The sequence below is a fragment of the Variovorax sp. ISS6 genome, from assembly GCF_056523145.1.
Genome location: NZ_JAWRZC010000002.1, coordinates 788,119 through 805,245 on the forward strand (window position 1 = coordinate 788,119; position 17,127 = coordinate 805,245).

Genomic DNA, 17,127 nt, shown 5'->3' on the forward strand with positions numbered 1-17,127 from the left:
CTAACGTCCGATGAAATGCGGCTTGCGCTTCTGCTGGAAGGCGCCGATGCCCTCGATGCCGTCGGGCCCGGCCAGCGCCTCGGCCTGCGCAATCGCCTCGAGCTCGAGCGTTTCCTCGAAGGAACGCGGGCGCGACAGGATGCGCTTCGACGCGGCGAAGGCGGCGGTCGGGCCGCTCGCGATCTCGCGCGCCATCCGCAGCGCTATCTCGTCGAGCGCCTCGGCCGCCACGCTGCGGTTCACGAGCCCCATGGCCGCGGCTTCGCGCCCCGAGAACAGGCGGCCCAGGAAGATCAACTCGGCCGCGCGGTGCGGCCCGACGCGTTCGCGCAGGTGATGGTGGCCGCCCGAATCGAGCACCGCGCCGATGTTGCGGAACGGGCTGCCGAGCAGCGCGTCGTCGGCGACCAGCGCGATGTCGCAGGCCAGCGCCAGCCCGAAGCCGAAGCCCAGCGCGGGGCCCTGCACCGCGGCGATGGTCGGCACCGGGCAGTCGCGCACGGCGGCCAGCACCGGGTTGATCCGCCCGCGCAGGATCGCGAGCGTGTCGTCGGTGCCGGGGTGCGTGTCCTTGAGATCGCGGCCGGCGCAGAAGGCATGGCGCGTACCGCGCACCAGCACCGCGCGCGCACCGGCCGACACGGCCTCGCCGAGCGCATCGGCGATCGCCGTCATCTCGTCGAGACGCAGGCTGTTCTTCGCGGCGGGCCGGTCGATCGCGATGACCGCGAGCGAGGACTCCAGCGTCAGGCGCACCGCGTCGGTGGAGATGGCGCCGCTCATTGCGAAGCTCCCTCGAAGGCCATCAGGATGCGCAGCTCGCTGGCCATCAGCAGCAGCCCGTTCTGGTTGTGGACGTTCCACTGCAGCCGCACCACGCCATCGGTGCCGGGGCGCTTCACGGTCTTCTCGAGCACGGCGGCCTCCAGATGGATGGTGTCGCCGATGAAGGCCGGCGCGGTGAAGCGCAGCGCGTCGCTGCCGTAGTTCGCGACGATCGCCGGCGCCGCGGGCGGGATGCCGAGGCCGGCCGCATAGGCCAGCAGCATCAGCCCCGGCGCGATGCGCTGGCCGAAGCGCGTGCGCGCCGCATGGTGCGCGTCGGTGTGCAGCACGTACCAGTCGCCGGTCAGCGCGCACCACTGAACGATGTCGGCTTCCGTGAGGGTGCGGCCGCGCGAGCGGAAGCGCGCGCCCTCCTCGATCCGGTCGAAGTGCTGCTCGAGAAATCCGCAGGTGCTGGTGATGTCGGTCATCGCGTCTTTATTTAACCTTCCGGACGGAATATAAATGAAGACGAAGACCTGGCGGCAGCTAGGGCTTACCCGAAGCCGCGGGAAAAGGCGCGATCGAAAGGGGCGTGGTCGTCAGCCGCCGCGCGCCGGCGAGGCAACGGCGTCGACGCGCGCGAGCCATCGCAAGAAGGCTTCGGCGACGGCCGCGGGCTGTTCCAGCGTCGACATGTGGCCGCACTGCGGCACCACGACGAGCTCGGCATCGCCGGGCAGCAGGCCCGCCATCTCCTCGCTCAGGGCGGGGGGCGTGATCAGGTCCTCGCGGCCGCACAGCACCAGGGCCGGCGCCGTCAACGCAGGTAGCAGCTCGCGCGCGTCGCGGCGCTGCATCGCGGCCTTCTGCTGCCGCGTGAAGCCCTCGCCGCCGACCTGCCTCGCCATGTCGGCGAGCAGCTCGAGCAGCGTGCGGTCCTGCGCATGCGACGGATGGATCACGCGAGGCGTGAAGCTCTCGACCACCTGGGCGAAGCTCGCGCCGCCCGAGCTCAGCGCCGCCACCATCCGCCGCCGGTTCTGCGTGGCCTCTTCGGAATCGGCGCGCGCACCGGTGTCGAGCAAGGCGAGTCCCGCGATCCTGGAGCCGGCCTGCCGGCACACCTCGAGCGCGACGTAGCCGCCCAGCGAGAAACCCGCCACCGCGAAGCGTCCGTCGGGCATCGCGGCCAGCGCCGTGGCGGCCAGGGCCTCGATGGTGTCGGCCCCATCGGTCGGCGACACGACGACATCGCGCCCGGCGGGCAGCGCCCGCCGCAAAGGATCCCAGACGCGCGCGTCGTTCATGAGGCCGGGAAGCAGCAGCAGCGGTACGGTGTTCATCATGGCGAGTCCTCGGTTGGTGGCGCGTCGATGGGCTTGTTATAACTATGAAGTCGATTTCATAGTCAAGTCACCGGAGCCGCTTCATGTGGATCGCAGAGTTCTCGCAGCAGGCCGGCCTCAGCGTCGCCACCGTCCGCTTCTATGTGCGCAGCGGCCTGCTGCAGCCGAAGACGGGCCTGGCCGGCGGCACGCGGCCCTATCTCGAGTTCTCGCCACGCGACCTGCGGCTGGTGGCCGCGATCCGCGCGGGCCAGGCCATGGGCATGTCGCTCGCCGAGATCCAGTTGCTGATGAACGAGCGCCGAGCCGGCGGCCGCGGCCGCATGCTGCAGGCCATGGTCGCGCGGCGCGACAGGCTGCGCCAGCAGCAGAAAGAGTTGGCCGCGATGCTGCGCTTCGTCGACGCGAAGATCGCCTGGCTGCAGGCCGGCGCACCCGGGGTGCCGCCCGAGCCGCCGAAGATCGGCACGCGTTCGCCCTGAGCGGGCCGCGGGCTCAGGCCTTGAGCAATCCCCTGGCCAGCATGCTCTTCGCCGCCGCGGCGATGGCTTCGCGGGCGTCGCGTGGGGTCCAGCCGAGCACCTGCCTGGCCTTCTCGTTGGAGGTCTTCTTGGCGTAGCCGAGATCGGGAATGAAGGGGCGAAGCCCGGCATTGAAGAGCGCGACCACGCGCAACACGAAGTCCGGGATCGTGCGGGTCGGAACGCGCCTGGCCGATTCGCCGAGTGCGGCCTTGACGACGGCTCCGATCTCCCGCATCGCCAGCGCCTGGCCATTCGAGAGCAGGAAGCGTTCGCCCGCGGCCCCTGGACGGTCCATCGCCAGGATGTGCGCGCACGCCACGTCGCGCACGTCGACGACCGGGATGAACAGGTTCGGGAAACCCGGCATGCCCCCATCGAGCATGCGCTGGACCAGATGGTTGGCCCCGGAAATGTTCCTGCCCAGCACCGGGCCCATCACCGCGACGGGAAGCATGGTGGCCAGTTCCAGCCCACCGCCCTCGGCGGCGATGAAGGACCATGCCGCGCGCTCGGCGAGGGTCTTGCTTCTGCCGTAGGCATCGACGCCGGGGCCGTCGAGCACGGTCCAATCGTTCTCGGTGAAAGTGTGGCCGTCGTGGGGATGTCCCCAGCTCACGGCATGGAACGCGGAGGTGAGGACGACGCGCTTCACGCCCGCGTCGCGCGCTGCCCGCAGCACGCGCAGCGTGCCTTCGCGCGCGGGGACGATCAGGTCGTCCTCGTTCGCCACATGCCCGGGCTGCACCGGGGATGCGACATGCAACACGATGTCCACATCGGTCATGGCCTGCGCCCAGCCTTCGTCGCGCAGGAGGTCGGCGGCGACGAAGCTCAGCCTGTCGCCGTGCACCATGCCCGCATCGGCGAGCACGGCCCGCGCCTCGACCTCCTTGTCGAGCGATCGGACGGTGGTCCGCACGCGATGATCCTGCTCGAGGAGCTGGAGGATGCAGTGACCGGCGATGAAGCCGGAGCCACCTGTGACGAGGACATGCGAAGAGGTCATGGGAACGTGCTTTCGTTGTTCATTCCTGGTCGGCGGTCTGGCGTTCACGCCAGCGAGAAGGGGTGGTCCGCTCCCAGCTGCGAAACGCACGGGCGAACGAATTGGGCTCGACGAAGCCGAGCAGCATGGCGATGGCCACCGGATCGAGCGCGGTGTTGGCGAGCAATCGCGTCGCCGTCGTGTGCCTCACCGCGGCGAGCTGCTGCTGGAAGCTCGTCTCGCATTCGTCGAGGCGGCGCTGGAGCGTGCGGCTGCTGAGGTGGAGCCGGCCCGCCACCGCCGCGATGCTCGGTGAGCGGCCTTCGCTCAGCTGGCGTGCGATGGCCACGCGCGCCTCGGCCACGAGCGGGGACAGGCCTTCGCCGCGGGACGCCCTCTGCTCGAGGCCTTCCAGCACGCGCGCAAAGGCTCCGCCGTCGGCCGTGACGAACGGCACGTCGAGCGCCGCGCGGTCGAACACCATCGCGTCGTGCGTCGCCCCGAAGACGATGGGGCATCCGAAGTGGCGGCGCAGCAGCGCTTGATGCTGGGGCCGACGCGCCAGTTCGAGTCGAATGGGCGCGATCCGCCCGGCGCTGCCATGCCGCGCCAGCTCCCGCAACGAGGCCATGGTCATGTCGACGAGCAGGCGCGGCACCTCGCTCGTGGCCAGGAGCCAGCGATAGCGCACCGTCGCCTGCTCGCCCACGGTCTCGACTTCGACGAGCTCGGGGCAGGTCAGGCGCTTGTAGCGCGAGAGGGCCGCCAGCGCGCGGCGAAAGTCGGGCGCGTGCAGCGCCACGATCGACGCGACGCCGTAGCCGCGGGCGATTCCCTCGGCACCGAAGCGAAGTCCCGCGGACGGGTCGTCGAACGCCTCGTCCGCCGCGGCCCAGATGCGAAAGAACTCGCTCGTGCTCCACGCGTTCGACGGCTTCACGCCGGCACGCTCGCACAGCCGCTCGATGGGGAGGCCGGACTTTGCGAGGACGAGGGGGGACACCGAGAAGGTGTCGTGGCGGGTCATGCGCAAAGAATAGGAGGGCGGGGCAAGCCCCGCAAATCCGATCGCGCCAAAAAGGGGCCGCGGGCGATGCGGCCCCTCGATCAAGACACGCGGAGAACTACGGCGCGCCCTACACGATCCCGTGCAGGCACATGTCGCTCGCCTGGTCGGCCAGCGTCTCGAGGCTCAGGCGCCCGGTGGGCTGGTACCAGGTGTAGGTCCAGTTCAGCATGCCGTACATCAGCATCGCGTGCGTGGTCGCGGCCTGGCGGTCCTTGAACTTCTGCGCGTTGATCTCGCGCAGCAGCGCGCACAGGAAGCCGACCAGCTTCTGCTCGTTGGCATTCACCTGCGCGCGCACCTCCTCGGGCAGGTGGTAGACGTCCTCGATCAGCACGGTGTGGCGGTCGCGCTGCTCGTAGTAGTACTTGAGGTGCGCGAGGAAGTAGTTGCGCAGCCGCGCGCGCGGATCGATCGGCGCTGACACCAGGTCCGAGGCGATCGCCACCAGCGCGCTCACGTGCTCGGCGAGCATCTCCGCGAGCATCGCTTCCTTCGAGGGGAAGTAGTGATACATGCGCGACTTCGACGCGTTGCAGGCCGCGCCGATGTCGATGATGTTGGTGTTGCGAAAGCCGTTCTTGGCGAAGAGGGACGCGGCCACGTCGAGGATCGTGGCCCGGATGTCGTCGAAGTTCTCGGATTTGGTTCTGGCCATGTCGGCATCGCCCGCAAAAGAAAAATGGTTCGTTCGAAACACCCGCGCCGCGCGCATGTTTCGTCCGCCCGCCCTGTACGCACCCGGGCGAAACAGCGAAATTTATTCCGTCCGGACGGCCTACTCTAACCGAGGCCTCGCGACCTCGTGGCGGGGCCCCTTTCCGATCTTTCCGATCCACCCGCCCCACGGAGCCGCGCATGAATCCCTCGCTACGCCACGCCCTCGCCGCCCTCGTCGTCGCCATCGCCACCACCGCGCAGGCACAGGACGCGCCCGTGCGCATCGGCATCGCCGCCCCGCTGACCGGCGCCATCGCCCATCTCGGCAAGGACATGGAGAACGGCGCGCGGCTCGCCATCGAGGACCTCAATGCGCAGGGCCTCGCGATCGGCGGCCGCCGACTGCGCTTCGAGGCGGTGGTCGAGGACGACCGGGCCGATCCCGCCAGCGCCACCACCGTGGCGCAGAAGCTGGCCGACCTGCAGGTCAACGGCGTCGTCGGTCATCTCAACTCGGGCACCACCATTCCCGCGGCCCGTGTCTACAACGACGCCGGCATCCCGCAGGTGGCGCCGGCCGCGACCAACCCGCAGTACACGCGCGCCGGCTACAAATTCGCCGCGCGGCTCATGGCCACCGACGTACAGCAGGCCGACGGCATCGCGGGCTACGTCGCGCGCACGCTGAAGGCGAAGACCGCCGCCGTGATCGACGACCGCACCGCCTACGGCCAGGGCTTGGCCGACCAGGTGGTGGCCGATCTCGGCAAGGCGCAAGTGAAGGTGCTCAAGCGCGAGTTCGGCACCGACCGCGCGACCGACTTCTCGGCCATCCTCACCACCCTGCGCGGCCTCAAGCCCGACGTGATCGTCTACGCGGGCGCCGACGCGCAGGCCGCGCTGGTCAACCGGCAGATGAAGCAGCTCGGCGTGAACGCGACCTTCATCGCGGGCGACGGCGTGTGCACCGGCGAATGGAGCAAGCTCGCGGCCGGCGCCAACGAGGGCGCCTACTGCTCGCAGGCCGGCGCGCCACGCGAGGCCATGGCCGCCTTCGCGGCCTTCAACCAGCGCTACAAGGCGCGCTTCGGCACCGACGTGATCGTGTTCGCACCCTATGCCTACGACGCGGTGATGGTGCTGGTGGAAGCCATGAAGAAGGCCGGTTCCACCGATCCCGCGGTGTACGGACCGAAGCTCGCGGGCGTGACGCTCACCGGGCTGATCGGCCCGATCGCCTTCGATGCGCGCGGGGACAACCTGCGCGGAACGGTGACGATCTATCAGGTGCGTGAGGGGAAGCTGGTGGTGGCGCCGTAGTGCGCCCCACTGACTTCACAGCAAAGGCTCAGGCCTTGACGGTGCTCAAACGCAGCATCAAGGTCATCGGATGCAGTGGCGACTCGATGAACCCGTGGTGCGCATAGAACTGCTTCGCGCGCTCGTGCAGCGCGTGGACGAGCAAGGCGCGCACGCCGGTGTTCTGCGAAACCGCAATGGCCCGCAGCACCGCGTCCTGCAACAGGGCTGCGCCGAGCTGAATGCCCTGGGCACGCAAGTCGACCGCCAACCTGGCCAGGACCAGCACGGGAATCGGGTCCGGCATGTTTCGACGGACACCGCTCGTGGCGTCCTGATGCGACACGGCGCCAGCAGCCATCGCGTAGTAGCCATGGACCTGCCTGGCCGTATCGCACACCACGAAAGTGCGGCTGGCACCCGTGGCCTGATTGGCCAGCGCCCGCTTGCGAAGCCAGTCGTCGAGGCTGGCCTCCCCGCAAGCGAACTCGCTCAGGAGGTGGGCAAGTTCCAGCGGCTCCGGCGCACCCAGCGTCAGGCTCATGCCTTGGCGGCCTTCTTCCACGGAGCCTTCACGGCCATGAGCCGTTCGAGGCCTGGGTTGGGCGCCAAGGGCGCATCCAGCATCGCGTTGAATGCCTGGAAGCGCGTGGCATCCAGATTGAAGAACACCTGATCGAGGATCACCGCCTGCGCACGATCGCAAGCGGCTTCGAGCATGAAGTCGGACCGGTTCTTCCCCAGCAGCTCGGCCGCGTGGTCGATCAGGTCACGCTGCTCGGGCAAGGCCCTGAGATTGATGGCTGCGTCGCGCACGGTAGGCCTCCTTGTCTACACGATTGATATACAGATCATAGCCATGCGTGTAGCTGTTGTCAACACAAAGAGGTCGGCCCCCTGCGAGCCCTTGGGCAGGCTCCTACTTCGTGAACCCCTCGCGCTTGCGGATCTCGTCAAGGTAGTTGTAGATCGAGAAGCGCGATATGTCGAGCGCCGCCGCACCACCCTGCCCTTCTCCGAGGCCGTGCAGGTCGGCCGTACGCTCTACCTGTCGGGCCAGATCGGCAACCTCCCCGGCAGCCTCAAGCTGCCGCCGGGCGGCATCGGCCCCGAGTCGAAGCAGGTGATGGAGAACATCAAGACCACGCTCGAGGCGCATGGGCACACGATGGCCGACCTGGTGAAGTGCACCGCCATGCTGGCCGACATGAGCGAGTGGGGAGCCTTCAACGAGGTCTACAAGACCTACTTCGCCGAAGGCAGGTATCCGGCGCGCAGCGCCTTCGGTGCGACCGCGCTGGCTTTCAATGCGCGGATCGAGGTGGAGTGCATCGCGGCGAAGTAGCTCATTTGCCTTCAACGCCAAGGCAGCGATCCCACTGTTGGGGTATCCGGATATTTGTAGAAGTGCGCATCATCAAGAAAATGCGCACTTCCATTCCGGGGACCCTGCCATGCGAATTGTGACCGCCTCCAATTTCGAGAGCCTACTCGGCGAGTTTCTTGAGGCTGTCGAAAAGGACGAAGGTGTCAGCGTGTTGATCGAAAGGGATCGCCGCCCTGCGGCGATGCTCCTGAGCGCTCCAGTGGCCGAGAAGGCCATTTTGGGGGCCTATGCCCACGGCGTGCTGCCGCGCGCTGTCGCGATGCAGCTGCTTGGTCTGGACTGGTATGGCGATCTTCTGCAGCGAATGAATCTTCATGCCATAGAGCATCGGTCGGCCTCCGCCGAGGACGCGCGTGTCATGAAGCAAGCAGCGGATGATGCACTACGACTCCCGGGCGAAACGCGTGGCCTTGCCGCTCCTCACTTGGCCACCAAGCTTACGAAGAAGGGGAATCCTTGGATGAAAGGCTCGGGCAGCGGGCGATAAGCACCCGCTATTGCCCAGCATCCGCCGAGGATAGCGCCCCGTTCAATCCTCGACGAACGCCTCTTCCCGCTTCGCCTTCACCGAAGGCAGCAGCACCACCACCAGCAGCAGCAGCGCCGCCGCGAGCAGACCGGCCGACAGCGGCCGCGTGACGAACACGCTCCAGTCGCCGCGCGACAGCAGCAGCGCGCGCCGCAGGTTCTCTTCCATCATCGGCCCGAGGATGAAGCCCAGCAGCAGCGGCGCGGGCTCGCACTTGAGCTTGAGGAACAGGTAGCCCACGATGCCGAAGATCGCGACCATCCAGACGTCGAAGGTGTTGTTGTTCTCCGAGTACACGCCCACCGCGCAGAACAGCACGATCGAGGGGAACAGCCACTTGTAGGGAATGGTCAGCAGCTTGATCCAGATGCCGATCATCGGCAGGTTCAGCACGATCAGCATCAGGTTGCCGATCCACATCGAGGCGATCAGGCCCCAGAACAGTTCCGGGTTGCTGGTCATCACCTGCGGGCCGGGCTGGATGTTGTGGATCGTCATCGCACCGACCATCAGCGCCATCACGGCATTGGGCGGGATGCCCAGCGTCAGCAGCGGGATGAAGGAGGTCTGCGCACCGGCGTTGTTGGCCGACTCAGGGCCCGCCACGCCACGGATGTTGCCCTTGCCGAACGGCACTTCGCCATTCTTGAGCTTGATCTTCTTCTCGATGGTGTAGGCCGCGAAGGCCGACAGCAGCGCGCCGCCGCCGGGCAGGATGCCCAGCGCCGAGCCCAGCGCGGTGCCGCGCAGCACCGCGGGCGTCATGCGGCGGAAGTCTTCCTTGGTGGGCCACAGGCCCTTGACCTTGGCGGTGAAGACCTCGCGCTCGTGCTCGGGCACCGCGAGGTTGGCGATGATCTCGCCGTAGCCGAACACGCCCATGGCGATGGCGATGAAGCCGATGCCGTCGGTGAGCTCGGGGATGTCGAAGCTGTAGCGCGCCACGCCCGAGTTCACATCGGTCCCCACCAGCCCCAGCGCGAGGCCGAGCAGGATCATGGTGATAGCCTTGAGCAGCGAGCCGGAGGCCAGCACCACGGCGCCGATCAGGCCCAGGATCATCAGCGAGAAGTATTCGGCCGGGCCGAACTTGAAGGCCAGCTCGGTCAGCGGCGGCGCAAAGGCGGCCAGGATCAGCGTGCCCACGCAACCGGCGAAGAAGGAACCGAGCCCCGCGGCCGCGAGCGCGGGCCCGGCCCTGCCCTTGCGCGCCATCTGGTAGCCGTCGATCACCGTCACCACCGAGGAGGATTCCCCTGGCAGGTTCACGAGAATCGCGGTGGTGGAGCCGCCGTACTGCGCGCCGTAATAGATGCCGGCCAGCATGATGAGCGCCGACACCGGCGGCAGCGCATAGGTCGCGGGCAGCAGCATCGCGATGGTCGCGACCGGGCCGATGCCGGGCAGCACGCCGATCAGGGTGCCCAGCAGGCAGCCGACGAAGGCGTAGACCAGGTTCTGCGCCGTGAAGGCGACGCCGAAGCCGATCGAGAGGTTGGTGATCAGGTCCATGGTTCTCTTGTCTTGTCTTTTCGTTCTTCTTGTAGCGAGATCAGCCGGCGATGAAGGTCGGCCAGACCTGGAACTGCAGCTTGAGCGCGACCACGAAGGCCAGGTAGCTGCCGAGCGCGAGCACGGTGGCCAGCACCGTCACGCCCTTCCAGCCGAAGTTGTCGCCCGCGAGGCTGGCGATGAAGGTCAGCGCATAGATCGCGACGATCAGCCCCATCGACGGCAGGCCGATGCTCGGCAGGCCGCCGAGCAGCACGCCGAAGACCAGGTTGGCGCCGATGATGAACATCAGCGGCTTCCAGGCGATGCGCCCTACGGGCTCGCCGTCGTCGGTCTCCACCGACAGCGCCTTGAGCGTGATCAGCACGCCCATCAGCGCGATGAGGATGCCCACGATCAGGGGGAAGTAGCCCGGGCCCATGCGGGCGCCGGTACCGACGTTGTAGGTCGTGGCGCCCCATGCGAAGGCCACGCCGAAGGCGCTGAAGAGCACGCCCGAGCAGAAGTCTCTCTGACTCTTGATTCTCACCGTTGATGTCTCCTGGGAAATGGCTGGGACCGCGGCGCGGCCCGTGCGACTGGCACGAGAAAGTGCGAGCCGCCGATCCTAGGAATTCGCGGCCTTGCCGTGCGTGAACACAACATTGCCGTTCGGCAATGTGGCGCGCCTCAGTCCTCGCCGGGCAGGTCGATGCGCGCACACAGCCCGGGCGCGGCATCCTCGAAGGCGAGCTGGCCGCCATGCAGCGCGATCACAGCGCGCACGCTGGCTAGGCCCAGGCCATGGCCCGGCGTGCTGCGGTCGAGCCGGTGGAAGCGCACGCCGATGCGCTCGCGCTCTGCGGCCGGGATGCCCGGTCCGTCGTCCTGCACGAAGAGCTGCGCGCGGCCGTTCACGGTCCGCGTGCCGATGCGAACCACCGCACCGGCACCGCAGTACTTGAGCGCGTTGTCGACCAGGTTCGCGACCGCGCCCGCGAGCAGGTCGCGGTCGCCGAGCGCCGTGGCTGCATCGCTGGGTTCGCGTCGCAGCGCGATGCCCTGCACCTCTGCCACGGCCTCGTAGAGCTCGGCCACGTCGTCGGCTATCACGTGCAGCGCCACCGGCGCGAACTGCTGGCGCCGCGCGCCCGCCTCCACCTCGGCGATCTGCAGCAGCTTCTCGAACACCACCGCGAGCTCCTCGAGCTCGCGGATCGCCGTGGCGACCGCGCCGCGCTGCGCGTCGTCGGCCAGCAGGCCCGCCTCCACCGCGCGCAGCCGCACCAGCACGCGCGTGAGCGGCGTGCGCAGGTTGTGGGCGATGGTGTTGGAGACATGGCGCACACCGTCCATCAGCGACTCGATGCGGTCGAGCATGGCGTTGATGTCGTGCTCGAGCAGCGCGAACTCGTCCTCCTCGCCCGACGGCGATACGCGCTCCTGCAGCTCGCCCGCGGCGATGCGCGCGGCCGTGCGCCGCACCGCGCCCACGCTGCGCTCGAGCTCCTGCCGGAACACGAAGGTGCCGCCGATCAGCAGCAGCACCGCGACGATGCCGGCCGCCGCGCTCGCGCTCGCCACCAGCGATTCGATCGACTCCTGGTCGCGCAGGTCGTGTCCCACCACCAGCATGCTGCCGTCGGGCAGCGGCCGCATCACGAGGTAGGCGATGACGCCCTGGCCGTTGCGCAGCACGCGCCGGTGCACGCCGTCACCCGCGTCGGGCGCGCTCGAGGGCATCTGGTCGAGGTTGCCCGCGAGCTTGCGGCCCTCGCGGTCCACCAGCAGGTAGACCTCGTTGTCGGAATGGCGGTCGTCGGCCAGCAAGTGCCCGATCTCGCCCGCCACGCCCTCGGCACCGCGCGCCTCGTGGCGCACCACCAACTGCTGCACGCTGGCCGCCACCTGGCGCACCATGCGCTGCTGCAGCACGCCCACGGTCTGCATGTAGACGATCGCCAGCGAAGCCAGCATAGTGATCGCGACCAGCAGCCCGTAGTAGAAGGCCAGCCGGAAGCCGACCGAGCGCCAGAGCTGGCGCAGCGCCGGGATCATCGGCGCGCGGGCGCGGCGGCCGGCGCGGCTTCGGGTTCGGGCGGCGCCAGCCGGTAGCCCGCGCCGCGCACCGTCTGGATCAGGGTCGGCGCGCCGCCCGCGTCGAGCTTGCCGCGCAGCCGGCTCACCTGCACGTCGATGACGTTGGTCTGTGGATCGAACTGGTAGTCCCACACCGCCTCGAGCAGCATGGTGCGCGTGACCACCTGGCCCGGATGCATCATCAGGTAGGCCAGCAGGCGGAACTCGCGCGGCTGCAGCGCGATGGGACGGCCCGCACGCTTCACCTGCCGGCTCGCGAGGTCGATGGACAGGTCCGCCACCTCGAGCGTGCGGATCTCGGGCCCGGTACGCGAGCGCCGCACCAGCGCCTCGGCACGCGCGGCCAGTTCCGAGAACGCGAAGGGCTTGGCCAGGTAGTCGTCGCCGCCGGCCTTGAGGCCGCGCACGCGTTCGTCGAGCGCGCTCAGCGCGCTGAGCACCAGCACCGGCGTCTTCTTGCCGAGCGCGCGCAGGGTGGCGAGGATCGACAGGCCGTCGACCTCGTTCGGCAGCATGCGGTCGAGGATCACGAGGTCCCAGGCTTCGCTGGTGGCGCGCGCCAGCGCATCGGTGCCGTCGCGGCTGATCACGGCCACGTGGCCGAGTGCGCGGAAGCCTTCGGCGATGTAGCGGGCGTTGTCGGCGTCGTCCTCGACGATGAGGCAACGCCACAGGGGAGTGGGATGGATCACGCCTTCGATTGTGCCGCCCGCCGGCGCTACAGGCTCGCGTCGGCGCGCGCGACGCGCACCACGCGGCCCTGCACCCCATCCACCAGCAGGTACAGCCCGCCATCGGGCCCCTGGCGGATGTCGCGGATGCGCTCGCCGAGCTCGGCGAACAGCGGCTCGCGCCGCACCACGCGCGGCGCGGCGTCCTCGCCCGCGAGCTCAATGCGCCACACGGCCTTGCCGGCCAGCGCGCCCACGAGCACGCTGCCCTTCCACTCGGGAAACTGGTCGCCGGTGTAGAGGATCAGGTTGCTCGGCGCGATTGCCGGCAGGCCCCAGTGCACGAGCGGCGGCGCGAGGCCGGCCCTGGCGGTGCCCTCGCCGATCGGCGCGCAGGTGTTGTACTCGCAGCCGAAAGTCACGAGGGGCCAGCCATAGTTGCGGCCCTTGCGCACCACGTTGATCTCGTCGCCGCCCTGCGGTCCGTGCTCCGCCACCCACAGCTGGCCGGTGCGCGGATGCACGAAGGCGCCCTGCGGATTGCGATGGCCGAGGCTCCAGATCTCGGGCCGCGCGCCCGCGCGCTGCGCGAAGGGGTTGTCGGCCGGAATGGCGCCGTCGGTGCGGATGCGCACCGTCTTGCCCTGGTAGTAGCCCAGCGACTGCGCGCGCATGCGGTCCTCGGGCGCATAGCGGTCGCCGAGCGTGAGGAACAGGTGGCCGTCGCCCGCGATCGCGAGCCGCCCGCCGAGGTTCTCGCCGACCCCGATCTTCGGCGTCTGGCGGAACAGCACCTTGAGCTGCTCGACACGCGCGCCGTCGTCGCTGAGCCGCGCCCGCGCGACAGCGATGCCGTTGCGCCCGGCGCGGTTGCGGCGGCGATCGACTTCGGTGTAGCTCAGGTAGATGAGGCGGTTGGCCTCGAAGGCCGGATCGATGGTGACGTCGAGCAGCCCGCCATGGCTGCGCCGGTCGACGGCCGGCATACCGCGCACCGGCGTCGAGACCTTGTCGCCCTGCGCGTCGACGATGCGCAGGCGGCCCGCGCGCTCGGTCACCAGCAGGCGGCCGTCGGGCATGAACTCCATGCCCCAGGGCAGTTCGAGCCCGGCCGCATAGGTGCTGGTCTGGAAGGCGGTGGGCGCGGGCCCGCGTGCCGCGTCGGCGGTGTGCCCGAGCAACAGGCCCGCGCACAGCAGACCGGCACGCAAGCAGGTCGACAGGGAGGAGCGGGGTGCGGTGTTCATGTCGAGCGGAACGGCGACCCCGTGACAGGGCCGCCCTCGCTTCGGATCATAGGAACGATCGGGCGCGCACGACCGCCGCGAACATTACCGTTTGTCCATGTTCGGCCGTTCGCTACTCGGGGGCGATCAATTGGTTGCACATCTCCACCAGCCGCGCCGCCGCGGGTGAGAGCGAATGGCCGCGGATCGTCACGATGGCAATGGTGCGGCTCAGCGCCGGCCCGATGATGCGCACCACCTTGAGCGGCGTGCGCCGCGGCAGCGCCACGCGCGGCAGCAGCGCGATGCCGAGCCCCGCCTCGGCCATCGCGACCAGCGTCGTGACCTGCATGAATTCGTAGTTGCTCTCGTGCGAGAGGCCGTTGGCCTTGAGCGCGTTGTCGACATGGTCGCGAAAGGCGGTCGAGCTCGACAGCTTGAGCAGCGGCAGCTTCGACAGCTCGCGCAGCGAGATGCTGGCACGGCCGTTGTCCTGGTAGCCGCGCGGCAGCATCGCGCAGTAGTCGTCGACGAAGATCGGCGCGAACTCGAGCTCGCCCTTCTTCTCGGGCACCGGGCCGATCGCGAAGTCGACCTCACGCCGGCGCACCGCCTCCAGCAGGTCCTGGTTGGCGAGCTCGCGCACGTGCACGCTGATGCCCGGGTACTTCTTCGCGAAGGCCGTGAGGATCGCCGGCAGCCGCGTGCTCGCGATGGTCGGCACGCAAGCGAAGGACAGGTGGCCCTGCTGCACGTCGGCCGCATGCTGGATGTGCGACAGCCCGACCTCGAGCTCGGCCAGCGCCTTGCGCGCGCTGATCAGCAGCTGCTCGCCCTCCTGCGTCAGCGCCACCTTGCGCGTGGTGCGCTGGAACAGCGCCACGCCGAGCTGCTCCTCGAGCTGCTTGACCTGCATGCTGACCGCGGGCAGCGAGCGGTTCGTCTCCTCGGCCGCCTTGCGGAAGCTCTCGTTCTGCGCCACCGAGAGGAAGGTGCCGATCAGCTTGAAGTTGATGTTCATGGGGTGATCCTGCGTCATTCCAAAAGTCTGAACAATGCCTAAGATTATTTGAGTTGTTGCCACGCGGGGTCAAACCTAGCATTCGAGCCATCCCAATGACTCCGACGAGTCGCGAGAGAGGCAAGATCCGATGACCGCACCCCAGATGACGCTCGTGGCCTTCCTGCAGGCGCAGAACTGCTCGAACCTGGTCGCCTCGTGGCGCCACCCCGACACCGAGCTCGGCTATGGCACGCCGGCCTACTACCAGAACATCGCCCGCACGCTGGAGCGCGGCAAGTTCCAGATGGCCTTCTTCGACGACCGGCTCGCGATGCCCGACCGCTATGGCGACGACCACCGCGACACGGTCGAGCACGGCGTGCGCGCGGTCAAGCTCGATCCGATCTCTGTGGTCACGGCCATGGGCCTGGCCACCGAGCGCCTGGGCCTGGGCGCGACCTACTCCACCACCTACTACGAGCCCTTCCACGTGGCGCGCGTGTTCGCCACGCTCGACTTGCTGACGCAGGGCCGCGTGGCCTGGAACGTGGTGACCTCGCTCAACAACTCGGAGGCCGCGAACTTCGGCGCGCAGGAGCACCTCGCGCACGACCTGCGCTACGAACGCGCCGACGAGTTCCTCGAGGTGGTGCTCGGCCACTGGGACACCTGGCAGGAAGGCGCCGTGCTGCACGACAAGGCGAACGGCCGCTTCGCCGACGCATCCAGGGTGCGCCGCCTCGACCACAGCGGCAAGTGGTTCAAGTCGCGCGGACCCTTCACCGTGCCGCGCTCGGCGCAGGGCCATCCGGTGCTGATCCAGGCCGGCCAGAGCGGGCGCGGCAGCGAGTTCGCGGCGCGCTGGGGCGAGCTGGTGTTCGTGATCTATCCGAACATCGACGTGGCGCGAAGGTCGTACGCCGACTTCAAGCGCAAGGTCGCGGCGCACGGCCGCGATCCGGCCCAGGTCAAGGTGGCGCCCGCGGTCTACGTGATCGCGGCCGAGAGCCGCGCCGAAGCCGAGGACAAGAAGGCCGCGATCGACGCGCTCGTGAAGCCGGTCGACGGCCTCGCGCTGCTGTCGGAAGTGCTGAATTTCGACTTCGCGACCAAGCGGCCCGACGAGCCCTTCACCGACGAGGAGCTGGGCTCGATCACCGGCCTGCGCGCCATCCTCGATCGCGTGATCGCGCAGAGCGGCCTGGCACGGCCGACGCTCGCGGACTTCCTGCGCTTCAGCGGCCGCGGCACCACCGACGAGCTTGCCACCTTCGTCGGCAGCAAGACCGACGTCGCCGACCAGATGGAGCAGTGGTTCCGCACCGGCGCCTGCGACGGCTTCGTGCTCGCGGCCACCAGCATGCCCGGCAGCTACGAGGACTTCGTGCAGCTGGTGGTGCCCGAGCTGCAGCGCCGTGGCGTCTTCCATCACGACTACGAGGGCCCGACCCTGCGCGACAACCTCGGCCTGGCGCGTCCGGCGGCGGGCGACTGGAAACATCTCTACCGCTGACACGAGGAGCACCCCATGGAAGCCAGCGCCTACAAGCAACTCATGAAGCATCACGCGGGTGCGCCGGTGGTCATCGCCACCGGCCGGCCCGGCGAACGCACCGGGCTCACCGCCACGGCCTTCTGCTCTCTGTCGGATTCGCCGCCCACCGTGCTGATCTGCGTCAATCGCGGCGCGAGCGCGCACCCGGTGATCGAGCGCACGCGCGCCTTCTCGGTGAACCTGCTGCGCGACGGCCAGGCCGACATCGCCGCGCGCTTCGCGGGCATGACCGGGCTGAAGGGCGAGCAGCGCTTCGAGGGCGGCGACTGGACCGTGCAGCAGACCGGCGCGCCGGTGATGGCCGATGCGCTCGCGAGCCTCGACTGCGAGCTGCTGCAGGCGCACGACCACGGCACGCACTCGGTCTTCATCGGCCTGGTGCGCGAGGTGCACAGCGATGGCGGCGCCGACCCGCTGATCTATTTCCGCGGCAGCTTCAGCGCGCTGCGCGAGCGCGCGCCTGCGGCCTGCGCGGCCTGACCGCGCCCGCAAACTCGCCCGGAAATCCGCCCGGCGC

At 68.9% G+C, this 17,127-nt stretch carries 20 protein-coding genes; 6 read left to right on the plus strand and 14 right to left on the minus strand.

Annotation, left to right across the window (positions count from 1 at the left end; genetic code table 11):
• From AC1HIL_RS35255 to AC1HIL_RS35265, 3 genes are all read right to left on the minus strand, one after another.
• A complete protein-coding gene (locus AC1HIL_RS35255; RefSeq protein ID WP_479668946.1) occupies positions 1-783 on the minus strand; it encodes an enoyl-CoA hydratase/isomerase family protein in 783 nt (260 codons plus the stop codon).
• Positions 780-1,256 carry a MaoC/PaaZ C-terminal domain-containing protein gene (locus AC1HIL_RS35260; protein WP_479668945.1) on the minus strand — a complete coding sequence of 159 codons (477 nt, stop codon included), beginning with the start codon at positions 1,254-1,256 and terminating at the stop codon, positions 780-782. Before AC1HIL_RS35260 ends, AC1HIL_RS35255 begins: the two co-directional genes overlap by 4 nt.
• Positions 1,257-1,367: 111 nt before the next feature.
• On the minus strand, positions 1,368-2,114 hold the full coding sequence (locus AC1HIL_RS35265; RefSeq protein ID WP_479668944.1) for an alpha/beta fold hydrolase: 747 nt from the start codon (positions 2,112-2,114) through the stop codon (positions 1,368-1,370).
• 83 nt (positions 2,115-2,197) lie between these two features.
• Here AC1HIL_RS35265 and AC1HIL_RS35270 point away from each other — a divergent pair, with 83 nt between their 5' ends.
• Positions 2,198-2,596 carry a helix-turn-helix domain-containing protein gene (locus AC1HIL_RS35270; RefSeq protein WP_261216256.1) on the plus strand — a complete coding sequence of 133 codons (399 nt, stop codon included), beginning with the start codon at positions 2,198-2,200 and terminating at the stop codon, positions 2,594-2,596.
• A gap of 13 nt (positions 2,597-2,609) precedes the next feature.
• On the opposite strand, the gene AC1HIL_RS35275 is transcribed toward AC1HIL_RS35270, so the two are convergent.
• The 3 genes from AC1HIL_RS35275 to AC1HIL_RS35285 all read right to left on the minus strand — a co-directional run bounded on the left by AC1HIL_RS35275 (position 2,610) and on the right by AC1HIL_RS35285 (position 5,347).
• Positions 2,610-3,644: an SDR family oxidoreductase gene (locus AC1HIL_RS35275; RefSeq protein ID WP_479668943.1), complete on the minus strand. Its 1,035-nt coding sequence runs from the start codon at positions 3,642-3,644 to the stop codon at positions 2,610-2,612.
• Between the two features lie 19 nt (positions 3,645-3,663).
• Complete coding sequence (locus tag AC1HIL_RS35280) at positions 3,664-4,650, minus strand: AraC family transcriptional regulator (protein ID WP_479668942.1); 987 nt, start codon at positions 4,648-4,650, stop codon at positions 3,664-3,666.
• 109 nt (positions 4,651-4,759) lie between these two features.
• The gene (locus AC1HIL_RS35285; protein WP_057589865.1) at positions 4,760-5,347 is read right to left on the minus strand and encodes a TetR/AcrR family transcriptional regulator; all 588 of its coding nucleotides are present in this window, start codon (positions 5,345-5,347) and stop codon (positions 4,760-4,762) included.
• A 200-nt stretch (positions 5,348-5,547) separates the two neighbouring features.
• Here AC1HIL_RS35285 and AC1HIL_RS35290 point away from each other — a divergent pair, with 200 nt between their 5' ends.
• Positions 5,548-6,669, plus strand: coding sequence for a branched-chain amino acid ABC transporter substrate-binding protein (locus AC1HIL_RS35290; RefSeq protein ID WP_479668941.1), 1,122 nt, complete (start codon positions 5,548-5,550; stop codon positions 6,667-6,669).
• A gap of 28 nt (positions 6,670-6,697) precedes the next feature.
• Here AC1HIL_RS35290 and AC1HIL_RS35295 read toward each other — a convergent pair whose 3' ends face one another.
• Together AC1HIL_RS35295 and AC1HIL_RS35300 are read right to left on the minus strand one after the other, a co-directional pair.
• A complete protein-coding gene (locus tag AC1HIL_RS35295) occupies positions 6,698-7,192 on the minus strand; it encodes a GNAT family N-acetyltransferase (RefSeq protein ID WP_479668940.1) in 495 nt (164 codons plus the stop codon).
• On the minus strand, positions 7,189-7,464 hold the full coding sequence (locus AC1HIL_RS35300) for a type II toxin-antitoxin system TacA family antitoxin (protein WP_479668939.1): 276 nt from the start codon (positions 7,462-7,464) through the stop codon (positions 7,189-7,191). Before AC1HIL_RS35300 ends, AC1HIL_RS35295 begins: the two co-directional genes overlap by 4 nt.
• A gap of 190 nt (positions 7,465-7,654) precedes the next feature.
• On the opposite strand from AC1HIL_RS35300, the gene AC1HIL_RS35305 reads away from it, so the two are divergent.
• Together AC1HIL_RS35305 and AC1HIL_RS35310 are read left to right on the plus strand one after the other, a co-directional pair.
• Complete coding sequence (locus AC1HIL_RS35305; RefSeq protein ID WP_479669649.1) at positions 7,655-7,993, plus strand: RidA family protein; 339 nt, start codon at positions 7,655-7,657, stop codon at positions 7,991-7,993.
• A gap of 109 nt (positions 7,994-8,102) precedes the next feature.
• Positions 8,103-8,522, plus strand: coding sequence for a hypothetical protein (locus AC1HIL_RS35310; RefSeq protein WP_479668938.1), 420 nt, complete (start codon positions 8,103-8,105; stop codon positions 8,520-8,522).
• Positions 8,523-8,564: 42 nt separating this feature from the next.
• Here the strand turns inward: AC1HIL_RS35310 and AC1HIL_RS35315 are convergent, their stop codons facing one another.
• From AC1HIL_RS35315 to AC1HIL_RS35340, 6 genes are all read right to left on the minus strand, one after another.
• A complete protein-coding gene (locus AC1HIL_RS35315; protein WP_093352978.1) occupies positions 8,565-10,076 on the minus strand; it encodes a tripartite tricarboxylate transporter permease in 1,512 nt (503 codons plus the stop codon).
• Positions 10,077-10,116: 40 nt separating this feature from the next.
• Positions 10,117-10,605, minus strand: a complete 489-nt coding sequence (locus tag AC1HIL_RS35320) for a tripartite tricarboxylate transporter TctB family protein (RefSeq protein WP_479668937.1) — start codon at positions 10,603-10,605, stop codon at positions 10,117-10,119.
• Positions 10,606-10,745: 140 nt separating this feature from the next.
• On the minus strand, positions 10,746-12,113 hold the full coding sequence (locus tag AC1HIL_RS35325) for a sensor histidine kinase (protein ID WP_479668936.1): 1,368 nt from the start codon (positions 12,111-12,113) through the stop codon (positions 10,746-10,748).
• On the minus strand, positions 12,110-12,829 hold the full coding sequence (locus AC1HIL_RS35330; RefSeq protein ID WP_208514190.1) for a response regulator transcription factor: 720 nt from the start codon (positions 12,827-12,829) through the stop codon (positions 12,110-12,112). The genes AC1HIL_RS35325 and AC1HIL_RS35330 overlap by 4 nt, the downstream gene beginning before the upstream one ends.
• A 44-nt stretch (positions 12,830-12,873) precedes the next feature.
• Entirely contained in the window at positions 12,874-14,073 is a 1,200-nt protein-coding gene (locus tag AC1HIL_RS35335; RefSeq protein ID WP_479668935.1) for a PQQ-dependent sugar dehydrogenase, read from the minus strand.
• A 112-nt stretch (positions 14,074-14,185) separates the two neighbouring features.
• Positions 14,186-15,073, minus strand: coding sequence for a LysR family transcriptional regulator (locus AC1HIL_RS35340; protein ID WP_479668934.1), 888 nt, complete (start codon positions 15,071-15,073; stop codon positions 14,186-14,188).
• A gap of 130 nt (positions 15,074-15,203) precedes the next feature.
• On the opposite strand from AC1HIL_RS35340, the gene AC1HIL_RS35345 reads away from it, so the two are divergent.
• On the plus strand, positions 15,204-16,568 hold the full coding sequence (locus tag AC1HIL_RS35345; protein WP_479668933.1) for an LLM class flavin-dependent oxidoreductase: 1,365 nt from the start codon (positions 15,204-15,206) through the stop codon (positions 16,566-16,568).
• 15 nt (positions 16,569-16,583) lie between these two features.
• Entirely contained in the window at positions 16,584-17,090 is a 507-nt protein-coding gene (locus AC1HIL_RS35350) for a flavin reductase family protein (RefSeq protein ID WP_057589724.1), read from the plus strand.
• Positions 17,091-17,127: the final 37 nt, after the last annotated feature.

Excerpts from the sequence above, each read along its gene's own strand:
- AC1HIL_RS35255 (WP_479668946.1), bottom strand. The coding sequence starts at position 783 with ATGAGCGGCGCCATCTCCACCGACGCGGTGCGCCTGACGCTGGAGTCC.
- AC1HIL_RS35260 (WP_479668945.1), bottom strand. The coding sequence starts at position 1,256 with ATGACCGACATCACCAGCACCTGCGGATTTCTCGAGCAGCACTTCGAC.
- AC1HIL_RS35265 (WP_479668944.1), bottom strand. The coding sequence starts at position 2,114 with ATGATGAACACCGTACCGCTGCTGCTGCTTCCCGGCCTCATGAACGAC.
- AC1HIL_RS35270 (WP_261216256.1), top strand. The coding sequence starts at position 2,198 with ATGTGGATCGCAGAGTTCTCGCAGCAGGCCGGCCTCAGCGTCGCCACC.
- AC1HIL_RS35275 (WP_479668943.1), bottom strand. The coding sequence starts at position 3,644 with ATGACCTCTTCGCATGTCCTCGTCACAGGTGGCTCCGGCTTCATCGCC.
- AC1HIL_RS35280 (WP_479668942.1), bottom strand. The coding sequence starts at position 4,650 with ATGACCCGCCACGACACCTTCTCGGTGTCCCCCCTCGTCCTCGCAAAG.
- AC1HIL_RS35285 (WP_057589865.1), bottom strand. The coding sequence starts at position 5,347 with ATGGCCAGAACCAAATCCGAGAACTTCGACGACATCCGGGCCACGATC.
- AC1HIL_RS35290 (WP_479668941.1), top strand. The coding sequence starts at position 5,548 with ATGAATCCCTCGCTACGCCACGCCCTCGCCGCCCTCGTCGTCGCCATC.
- AC1HIL_RS35295 (WP_479668940.1), bottom strand. The coding sequence starts at position 7,192 with ATGAGCCTGACGCTGGGTGCGCCGGAGCCGCTGGAACTTGCCCACCTC.
- AC1HIL_RS35310 (WP_479668938.1), top strand. The coding sequence starts at position 8,103 with ATGCGAATTGTGACCGCCTCCAATTTCGAGAGCCTACTCGGCGAGTTT.
- AC1HIL_RS35315 (WP_093352978.1), bottom strand. The coding sequence starts at position 10,076 with ATGGACCTGATCACCAACCTCTCGATCGGCTTCGGCGTCGCCTTCACG.
- AC1HIL_RS35325 (WP_479668936.1), bottom strand. The coding sequence starts at position 12,113 with ATGATCCCGGCGCTGCGCCAGCTCTGGCGCTCGGTCGGCTTCCGGCTG.
- AC1HIL_RS35335 (WP_479668935.1), bottom strand. The coding sequence starts at position 14,073 with ATGAACACCGCACCCCGCTCCTCCCTGTCGACCTGCTTGCGTGCCGGT.
- AC1HIL_RS35340 (WP_479668934.1), bottom strand. The coding sequence starts at position 15,073 with ATGAACATCAACTTCAAGCTGATCGGCACCTTCCTCTCGGTGGCGCAG.
- AC1HIL_RS35345 (WP_479668933.1), top strand. The coding sequence starts at position 15,204 with ATGACCGCACCCCAGATGACGCTCGTGGCCTTCCTGCAGGCGCAGAAC.
- AC1HIL_RS35350 (WP_057589724.1), top strand. The coding sequence starts at position 16,584 with ATGGAAGCCAGCGCCTACAAGCAACTCATGAAGCATCACGCGGGTGCG.